We start from the raw sequence: 9,533 nt of genomic DNA on the forward strand, positions 1-9,533 counted from the left end.
CCAGTCTGGAACTGTCATGAAGAAAATGTTTTTTATCTTGTCGCTGATATGCAGCGGCAAAACGCTGGCATCGCCGGATATCAGTGTAGGCACCTTATATGACTATATGACGGCAGAGAAAAATACGCTGCTCAAGCGCATTCGAAATATTGGTGATGAGACGGCCTTTGTAAAAATAACGTTGTCCGAGATCATTTATGGCGCTGATGGTGTGCCACAGGAGCGGGTGTTACCTGAGGAGGGCGTGCGTGAGCTGGTGACCAGCCCATCAAGGTTGATTATTCCCGCAAGCAGCATACAGGCCACCCGCTTTATCTATATGGGCGAGCGTGAGCGTGAACGTTATTTTCGGGTGCGTTTTGTACCGGTCAAACCACAGGGTGATGAAATAACCGAATTGCCGCCACAACAGCAAATAAGTGCCGGGGTTAGCATTATGACCGGTTTTGGCACCATTCTGTTTGTGGCACCCAAAGAGACCCGTTATGACACCCGGATTGAGCGTGATAATGGTGCCCTCTATGTGGAGAACCGGGGCAATGCCACCGTTATTCTCGATTATCTGGAACTGTGTGACAAAAAAGAAACGTCGTGCAGTCAACCTGAGAAGCTGCATCTGCTGCCCGGCGTTAAAAAGCGGGTCAGTAAAGAGGCAACCCGATTGGTTCGTTTTGAACTGATCGAAGGGAAAAAATCGGCATTCAGGGAGTTCAAGCTCTGAATATCGATATATCACAAGAAAGACAATCACACCTCAAGGAGTGGCTATGAAGATGCTATCGCTTTTTCCCGCCCTGTTGTTGGCGAGCGGTTCCCTGATGGCGGCCGAGCGCATTGAGCATACGGTGACGGTAACGGCGCAGATCCCGACCGACAAGTTTTACGTGCAGCCTGTGGGGGACTGGATGAGTACCCCGCAGAAACTGACCTTCAACCCCTTTAACCAGCAGTTGGATCCCCTGGCCAAGCAGCTGGAGATGAAGAGCACTCTTGGCTCCATCAAGGGCTATCTGGTCTATCCCGCTACCATGGCCAGCGGCAAGGAGAGCATCGGCTTGACGGTCAAGGTGGCAGGCGTTGCGCTGACCACTTCATCTGCTGACTTGCTGAATCAGGCAGATGCCAATACCGGCAAACAGGTCGGGCTGGAGATTATTCCCGCAGTGGCGCCAACCGGTGGCTACAAGCCCGGCAACTATCAGGGGATTGTCAGCATGATGTTTGAATCCGAGGCGCCGCCAGCTCAAGGTGGCTGACTTGAGTATGTGGGGGCCATCAGGCCCCCCTTTAATTGAGATTCCAGGCATTCAGGTTGCACTTCATGGTTCGTTCTCTTCTTCTCTTGTTCGGGTTGTTGCTCTCTGTCCCGCTGGCGGCGGCAGATCCGGCACTGCTGCTGCAACAGGCGCGACAGTTGCCGGACGGGTTTGAAGAGCACTTTTTTGGCGTTCCCCTGATGGTGCGAGTCACTGTTGACGGTCGCCCGCTGGGTGATGGGGAAGTGCTGCTCGGGCGCGATAACTCGGTACAACTGCTCTCACTGGTAGACGTGCAGGAGAGCGAGTTTGATGAGGGGGCGCGTGAACGCTGGTTGAGCAAGTTGGGAAGCCATCTGCCGCTCGGCGAGTGTGGCCGGGCCTGTCCCGAAGGCATAGTGGGGTTGCAATACAGCCTGGAGGAGTCCCAGCTCTCGGTGCTGACCGGTGAGATAGAGCAGGAGGCGCGGGATCAGCGCTTTATGGCTGTGCCTCAAGAGAGCAAGGGGCTGCTGGTCCAGAATCAGTTGAACCTGGTGCAGGGCAGCCAGCGTAGCGGCCACTACAACCTGCGGTTGGAGGGCAGCTGTGGGCAGTGGACCCCCTTTATGGAGGGGGATGCCACCTGGCAAGAGGGTGGGCCAACTGATTTGGGGATGGCTCAGGTCTATTGGGAACGGCTCCATGAGGCCAATTTTTATCGCCTTGGTTTCTTCTTTCCCTCGGCGCAGGGGCTGGTGCGCCAGCCGAACTACTACAGTGGCGCGACCCCCACGGTGCTCGGGGTGATGTGGGGCAGTTCGGATCTGCTGCGCCGGGAGCGCGGGGTACCCAGTCTGGCGCCGATCCAGGTGGCACCGGCACGGCAGGGCATGGTGGAGATCTATCGTGATGGCAACCTGATCCAGTCCCAGCCGGTTGTATCCGGTCTGCAGGCACTCGATACCCGCTCGCTGCCCGGCGGCATCTACGAGGTGGAACTGCGGCTGCTGGAAGATGGTCAGGAGACCCGCCGTTGGCGCGAGATGATCTACAAACCTTCCAACTGGCAGACGCCGGAGGACCCGTGGCGTTTCAACCTGTTTGCCGGACGCCAGACCCGTTGGCTGGTGCGGCAGGGAGACAGCGATCTGGAGGGGGCCAGTGGCGGCGCAGCGGTGAACCGCCTGCTGCTCCCCTCGCTGGTGGTGGGGGCGGGTAGCCAGTATGTGGACAGACGGGCCCAGCACTCCCTCTCGCTCGATTGGGAGGCGACCAGCCAGCTCCACGGTTTTGCCTCCCTCAACCAGAGTGCTGGCATGGGGTGGGGTTACGATCTGCAGGGGATCTACTGGCATGGCAACAGTAGTCTGGTGGCCAGCCATTCGCGCAACCTGCGCAAGCAGGGTGAGACGAGCACCACCTCCAGTCTGTCGCTGCAGCAGTCGTTGGAAAAATGGGGCTCCCTCGGTCTCTATGTCTCACACCAGTCTGGCCGTGGTAACGGTGCTGATGTGGGGTGGCACTATAGCGATCGGTTGTGGGGGCGCTGGGTGACCTGGGGGCTGACCCTGTTCGATCGTCCTGGCAGCGAGAGCACGGCGCAGCAGCGGGATCGCGGCAGCACCCTGAGTCTGACAGTCAACCTAGGGGGACAGGATCGCCAGTTGTCACTGGGGCTGGGCAGCAATACCTCACGCTCGGGCGGTGCCCAGCGCAGCGCCTATCTCAACTACCAGCAGGAGGTGGATTGGGGGCCGCTTCGTCAGGTCAGCGTCGGCAGTACCCACGACAGCTATGGTACCGGTCTATCCGGCTATGGCCGCTTCGCGGCTCCCTGGTTGGGGGGCGACCTGTTTGCCCAGCACTCCTCCTATAACGCAGAGGTGACTGGCGGTATCAATCTGGAGAGCGTGGTGGCACTGGGACGGGAGGGGGAGCTAGCACTGGGTTCTCGCGAGATGGGCAGCATGGGCAATGAGGCTGCGATGATCCTCGATATTGCGGCCGATGATGAGGCGGCGCGGATCCGGGTTAGCGACGATCTTGGCAGCGTACAGACCCTTGGGCCCGGTCGTCATCTGGTCTCTGTGCCAGCCTTGCAAAGTGGTGCTTTGCAACTGGAGATGGCCGATCACGAGGGGATGCCGCTCACCATCAAGCCCGCCGTGCTCCCCTACCATCTTAACCGCGGCGGGGTGGGTTATGGCCAGGTGAATGCCGTGAGTACAGTCACCATGATTGGCCGCCTGCTGGACGAGCAAAACCAGCCACTGCGTGGTGCCATGGTCAGTAACCTAATAGGGCGGGCATTTACCGAAAATGATGGCTTCTTTGCGCTGGAGGCGAGTCGACGACAGCCGGAGTTTAGCGTGGAACATAATGGTTCCCTTCATTGCAACAGCCCTGCGAGAGAACAAGATCGTATGAATGAGTCGGATATTATTATGTTGGGAGAGTTAAGATGTTTACCCAGTGTGACTGTAAAAAATGAAAAAGATTAAATTATTATCGCTGCTGCTTTGTAGTTATTCATCTTTGGCTACCGTGATTGATATTACGGCGGACTATAAGCCTGAAAGTTATGATGTCAATGGTGGACGTTTTATCAATACAACACCGTGTGATGTTGGCCAACCGATAGCTTATTGTGATCCACATAATCCGCTGGAGTCTGCTGTCATAGTAAAATTGCCCGTATCGATAACCAAGACTATAAACTCTACGCAGGGTAAACAGAGCTACTCAAGTTACTATAGAATTTCTGGACCCAAAAAAGTGACATTAACAAATAGTGTTAATGGAGAACAGCATGAATTGACATTTATCCCTACAAATATAGGTGCGAAGTTAATTGGCATGCAGTACCCAATTATTAATGGGGATAAATACCCGATGGGTAATATAGGCGGTAACTGTTATACCAATCAATTGGTTTGGAGTTGGTGGACTGATGGTCTAATAACAGGTCAACTATTCTTGTATTCTATTAAAGACGCTATTGAAAATAGCGCATCTGAATGCTACTTCAATAGTGGTGTTGGTAATGGCACATCATATAAATTCGACTGGCTAAATTATGGTTTTCGCATAAAAGCGCCCAACCCCCTGAAAATGTCAAATGGAAAGTATGTAGGTTCTTTAAAGTTAACTGTCGGACGTAATAAAGATATTGATCTGGGTGATGCAACATATTCGGGGGGGGCTGAGCATGAGCTTAAAATTACATTGACAGTCCGCCATCAATTAAAAGTAGATTTTCCAAGGGGAGAAGGTGAGGGGCATGAAAATTTAAACCTGTTACCACCTAGTGGTTGGAATAACTGGGTTCATAAAGGGAATAGAGTTCCAACTGTATTACAGCAAGAGTTACCATTTCGGCTGTGGTGTAGTGCACCATACACCGTAACTCTGCGTTGTCAGTATGCATCTGGAACAGAGTGTGCATTAAAAAATGCTAAAGGGCATCAAGCGAAATTAAATACACATTACATTAATTTAGAAAATGAAATAATCAATCTTAGTACTAAACCATATAGATTTACCCCTCTGTGGGGGCCTGTTATCAATGGGGCAAGAAAGATTAAATTCAGTGTTGCTGGCGATGTGGTCACGGAAATGATGAAGTACCCTGGAACTACCTATAAAGGAGATGTCACCTTGATGTTTGATGCTGCCATCGACTAGCAGAGACCGCTACTTTTGGCATAGTCAAAGAGGGCGCTATCGCTGCTAATCCCCAGTCGCATCATGGCACTCTTTTTCTGGGTACTGATGGTCTTGACGCTGCGGTGCAGGTACTCGGCCACTTGGGTGACAGACATTCCACTGGCTAATAAACGCACGACTTCGCTCTCCTTGGGGGTAAGTTGACCCAGGCTGGTCTGGTGATCCAGGCCCGCTTCGGCCAGCAGGGTTTTCACTGATCTGCCGATATAGTTGTGGCCAGATAATATTTGACGAATGGCTTCGGATAGTTCGCTGATCACAGCTTTTTTGAGCAGGACACCGCTTACCCCTAATTGGAGCAATGACTGCAAGATGCCGGCATTGTGGATCTGGGTCAGCACCAGAATAGGCAGAGTAGGATAATCCCGCTTCAATTGCTGGATCATAGTCAGCCCATCGCTGCGCTCATCCCCTGGCATGCTGAAGTCAGTGATCAACAGATTGCAGTTATGTTGCTGCAATGTATTCAAGAGTTCGGATACTTGATGTGCTTCGGCAACAACTTCGCAACCAGGTTGATGGTGTGCAATAAGGCTGCGGATCCCGGTCAGTATGAGTGGGTGGTCGTCGGCAAGAATGATCTTGAAAGACATAGGTGAGCCCCATATAAAACAGTGAATAATATTTAAGCTATCAAACATTCTATTTCTATACTACTTTGCGCACCGCATTTTTTCGAGCATTTATATGATGTCACCTTTTTCAGGGTTGGCACGATGAGGTGTCCTCGTGTGACTATATCCCGATACATAATCGCTATGCTGGTATTTAATATCAGCATATTCAGTCAACCACTCTTTGCTAAAAAATCCGTTTTATTACCAACAGTTAGAGTCGGGTTATTGGTGGGCGGCTGGGGGCCATTTCAGCAGTGGGATGGTCATAATGGTAGCGGCTTCAGTGTCGAGCTGATAAGCATCTTGGCTAAAAACCTTGACTACCAGATTGAGTGGAAAGTCTACCCGGACTGGACTCGCCTATATGCTGCCAGTTGTCGTGGTGAGGTCGATATTTTGCTGGATGCCTTCCGTTCTGAAGAGCGGGAATGTATTTCATACACGCGCCCTTATTATTCGTCACCGACCGTGGTCGTGGTGCGCCATGATTCCCCTTTCTTTCGTGATGTCAGTGGCTTGAATCAATCTCGTATCGCTATTGAAGCTGGTTTTCTGACTGAAAAACTGGTCAGGATCCATTATCCCGATGTCTCCCGCATTCTGTTTCAGGACTCCAGCTCGGCCTTGCAGGCGGTGCTCGACAAACAGGCCGACGCCTATATCGGCAACCTGCATGTCACCAATCAGTTTATTGCCCGGCACCCTGAATTAGCCGTGGTTGCCCAAGCCCCTCTTTTGATGGAGAGCCTCTATCTGGGCATCAGTAACCATAAGCCCAGATTGGGCGTTCGATTCGATACCGCGATTCAGGCACTGACAGTGGAACAGCGTAGTGCCTTGGAACAACGCTGGTTGGGTGACAACAGTTTGAGTTTTCTGGGTCACAGTGCTTTTTTACTGCGGCCTGATGAGCGGGAGTGGCTCTCCCGTTTACCTCCGTTGAAATTGGGCTTTATCCAGGGGTGGATGCCTTTTTCCTATACGGACAACCTAGGCAAGGTGGCAGGTCTCATAGGTGATTATCTTGAGCTGTTCAAGGATAAGCTGGGGCTGGTGTATCTCTACGATACGAATCAAAGCTGGCACGACCTGCTGCAGGCGCTGCTTCATCGGGAGGTCGATATGACCATCATTCCTACCCGCATCAATCAACAGATGGTGGGTTGGCAGCAGAGTCAGCCCATTACTTCTTTTCCCGTGGTCATCGCCATGGCCCGTGGTAGCAACACGATCGGTGGTCTTGCTGAACTGGCTGGCAAGCACCTTATCGTGACCGACAGTATGCTGACCGCCGAGCTGAAAGCGCGTATCCCGGACATTCGGATCACTGTGGTGCACGGTCCAAAAGAGGGGTTGGCGATGGTGGCCTCCGGCAAGGGGGATGCCTATATGGGCAATCTGGCGGTGATATCACGGCTCATCAACGAGCATTTTGATGACTCGCTGCATATTGTCGCGCCCACTCCTTTCAGAGATGAACTGGCGGTCGCGGTGAGAGAAGCCTATGCCCCGCTGCTGCCGCTTATCAACCGGGTGTTGGACAGCATGAGTGACAAGGAGAAGCGTCAGATCCGCAATAGCTGGCTGGCGGTGAACTACAACGAAGGGATCTCGTGGCACAAGCTGGTTAGTACCCTGATCCCTGTCGGTGCCGGTATCACCCTGTTTATTCTTTCACTCTCTATCGCGTACTTTCACCTGCGCCAGGAGATAACCCGCCGGCGTCAGGTGGAGGCTGATCTGGCCTTTGCGAAGGAGGAGGCCGAGCTGGCCGCCAGGCAGAAGGCTGACTTCCTCGCCACCATGAGCCACGAAATCCGGACCCCCATGAACGGCATCATCGGGATGGCGGAACAGCTGTGTTTTACCTCGCTCGATCCGGAGCAGCGCCAGATGGTGGGCATCATCAATCAAGGGGCGGAAGGGCTGCTCCAGCTGATAGGCAATGTGCTGGATTACTCCAAGCTGGATGCCGGCAAGATGGAGTTGGCACTCACCAGCTTTCTACTGCGTGAGCTCATCGACAGCGTGCTGACAATGACCAGTAGCGAGTTGCAGCGCAAAGGGTTGCAACTCTATCTGCGCGTTGATGATGAAGTGGGGGCCCGTTTCTATGGTGATGTGCTGAGGCTCAAGCAGGTGCTGTTCAACCTGGCCAGCAATGCGATCAAGTTCACCGAGCGCGGCTTCATCGAACTGTCGATCAGAGTAGAGGGAGAGACGGATGAAGAGCAGTGGCTGTTGCTTGGGGTGCAGGATACCGGCATCGGCATGAGTGCTGATGTACAGGCCCGGATTTTCAATGCGTTCGAGCAGGCGGATGGCGCCACGACCCGCAGTTATGGGGGAACTGGACTCGGTCTCAGTATCAGCCGGACGCTGGCAGAACTGATGGGGGGGCGATTGAGCCTTGAGAGCGCCCCAGGGTTGGGGACTCATATCGGATTGTCCATCCCCCTGGTACTGGAAGCGCGCCACGAGCCTGATCCCAAGCTGGCGGGGCTGAACGTCTTTATGGCATTGCCGGATGGCAAACTGCACCACACGCTACGGTTGCATCTGCTGTCGCTGGGGCTACGGTTGTGTGGAGCCCCGCAGGGCGCAGACTTGCTGTTTGGCGACCTGAATGAGCCGGCCGCCATCAGGGTCGTGCCGCTTGGCAGCGTGCTGGGTTATCAGCTTGGTGATGATGGCCATTATTGCCTCAACAGTAATCCCCTGACCTGGCAGGCCGTGAGGGATGTCTGTTATCGCCAGCTGGGCCTGGCCGAGCAATTGCCGTCTGATTTCCCGTCTGTTGGAGCGGATGAACCACTGTTGCCACAGCGATTGCTGGTCGTCGAGGATCACCACCTGAATCAGGTTTTGGTGCAGCGCCAGCTCAAACAGCTCAATCTGCAGTGCGATCTGGCTGAAAATGGTCGACAGGCGCTCGCCATGCTGACTTTTCATCGCTATGACCTGATCCTGTGCGATTGCCAGATGCCGGTGATGGATGGTTATGAGTTTACCCGCCGGGTACGGGCCACAGAGGGGCTGGCGCAACTCCCCATCATTGCCATGACGGCCAACGTGTTGCCGGAGCCGGCGCAGCGTTGTCTGGCGGCCGGCATGAATGATGTGCTGGGCAAGCCCGTACTCATGGACGGACTTCGCCAGATGCTGATGAAGTGGCAGATATTGCCGGTACCCAGGTTGCTCGACATCAGCTTGTTACAGGCTGCATTTGGTTCTTCACTTGAGACAATGCTGGTGTCGTTTCGTCAGGATCTGGAACAATCCCTTGGCTTGAGCCATGAGGATGACAAGGCGCTTGCAGATTGGGTACATCGACAGGCGGGAACGATAGCCATGATGAGGATTGACGAAGTAGCAGAGCAGGCATGGCATCTGGAAGAGCAAATCCGCAATGACGGGCGTGCACGATGCGAGGTGGAGTTGACGAAATTTCGCGATGTTTTGCAACAGCTTGTCGATGAACTAGCGGCACTATCCCGAGACTGTCGTCAGCCTGCTGTGGCTATCTGATGATGATGCAGGGTGACCGGAGGAGGGGGCGGGCTGCACGGCCTGTGCCAGCCAGTCCCAGTCGAGCAGGGGGGTATCGGCCTTGAAGCGCTGATAGGCAAGGCCCTGGTCGACGGTCAGAAACAGGGTGGTCGGCAGGCCGATGCGGTTGATGTAGCGCACCATCACCTCGCCGCGATAGGAGCTGAGTCGTTGCTGCAGCTGCGGCAGACTCAGCCCGGTTGCCTGTCCCTTTTCATCCCAGATCTCGAACATGGTCATGTCTCTTGATGCGATGGCAATACTGTTTCCAAAAGCGGGCCGGCAGGCAATTGTCAGATCTGACAGTGTCAAATGGATAGAGGCATGAAAAGCAAAAACCCGGCACTGGGCCGGGTTTTCTTGAATGATGGTGGAGGGAGAAGGATTCGAACCTTCGAAGGCA

The 9,533-nt window shown here is 54.0% G+C and carries 7 protein-coding genes; 5 read left to right on the top strand and 2 right to left on the bottom strand.

Annotated features, from left to right (window positions below):
- Nucleotides 1–16: 16 nt before the first annotated feature.
- The 4 genes from QLG02_RS09415 to QLG02_RS09430 all read left to right on the top strand — a co-directional run bounded on the left by QLG02_RS09415 (nucleotide 17) and on the right by QLG02_RS09430 (nucleotide 4,922).
- Complete coding sequence (locus QLG02_RS09415; RefSeq protein WP_282465044.1) at nucleotides 17–721, top strand: hypothetical protein; 705 nt, start codon at nucleotides 17–19, stop codon at nucleotides 719–721.
- Nucleotides 722–767: 46 nt separating this feature from the next.
- Nucleotides 768–1,256, top strand: a complete 489-nt coding sequence (locus QLG02_RS09420) for a CS1 type fimbrial major subunit (protein ID WP_234604943.1) — start codon at nucleotides 768–770, stop codon at nucleotides 1,254–1,256.
- A gap of 65 nt (nucleotides 1,257–1,321) precedes the next feature.
- Complete coding sequence (locus QLG02_RS09425; protein ID WP_282465045.1) at nucleotides 1,322–3,739, top strand: TcfC E-set like domain-containing protein; 2,418 nt, start codon at nucleotides 1,322–1,324, stop codon at nucleotides 3,737–3,739.
- A complete protein-coding gene (locus QLG02_RS09430) occupies nucleotides 3,726–4,922 on the top strand; it encodes a hypothetical protein (RefSeq protein WP_282465046.1) in 1,197 nt (398 codons plus the stop codon). Before QLG02_RS09425 ends, QLG02_RS09430 begins: the two co-directional genes overlap by 14 nt.
- Here the strand turns inward: QLG02_RS09430 and QLG02_RS09435 are convergent.
- Nucleotides 4,919–5,557, bottom strand: coding sequence for a response regulator (locus QLG02_RS09435; protein ID WP_282465047.1), 639 nt, complete (start codon nucleotides 5,555–5,557; stop codon nucleotides 4,919–4,921). The genes QLG02_RS09430 and QLG02_RS09435 overlap by 4 nt on opposite strands.
- A gap of 165 nt (nucleotides 5,558–5,722) precedes the next feature.
- Here QLG02_RS09435 and QLG02_RS09440 point away from each other — a divergent pair, with 165 nt between their 5' ends.
- Entirely contained in the window at nucleotides 5,723–9,109 is a 3,387-nt protein-coding gene (locus QLG02_RS09440; protein WP_282465048.1) for a transporter substrate-binding domain-containing protein, read from the top strand.
- Here QLG02_RS09440 and QLG02_RS09445 read toward each other — a convergent pair.
- Nucleotides 9,071–9,364 (bottom strand): hypothetical protein, encoded by a 294-nt coding sequence (locus tag QLG02_RS09445; protein ID WP_073349103.1) that lies wholly within the window; start codon nucleotides 9,362–9,364, stop codon nucleotides 9,071–9,073. The genes QLG02_RS09440 and QLG02_RS09445 overlap by 39 nt on opposite strands.
- Nucleotides 9,365–9,533 lie beyond the last annotated feature (169 nt).

This window comes from Aeromonas sp. V90_14 (assembly GCF_029967615.1).
Classification (GTDB): Bacteria; Pseudomonadota; Gammaproteobacteria; order Enterobacterales; family Aeromonadaceae; genus Aeromonas; species Aeromonas hydrophila.

Coding starts and splice junctions, on each gene's coding strand:
- QLG02_RS09415 (WP_282465044.1), top strand. CDS start 17: ATGAAGAAAATGTTTTTTATCTTGTCGCTGATATGCAGCGGCAAAACG.
- QLG02_RS09420 (WP_234604943.1), top strand. CDS start 768: ATGAAGATGCTATCGCTTTTTCCCGCCCTGTTGTTGGCGAGCGGTTCC.
- QLG02_RS09425 (WP_282465045.1), top strand. CDS start 1,322: ATGGTTCGTTCTCTTCTTCTCTTGTTCGGGTTGTTGCTCTCTGTCCCG.
- QLG02_RS09430 (WP_282465046.1), top strand. CDS start 3,726: ATGAAAAAGATTAAATTATTATCGCTGCTGCTTTGTAGTTATTCATCT.
- QLG02_RS09435 (WP_282465047.1), bottom strand. CDS start 5,557: ATGTCTTTCAAGATCATTCTTGCCGACGACCACCCACTCATACTGACC.
- QLG02_RS09440 (WP_282465048.1), top strand. CDS start 5,723: ATGCTGGTATTTAATATCAGCATATTCAGTCAACCACTCTTTGCTAAA.
- QLG02_RS09445 (WP_073349103.1), bottom strand. CDS start 9,364: ATGTTCGAGATCTGGGATGAAAAGGGACAGGCAACCGGGCTGAGTCTG.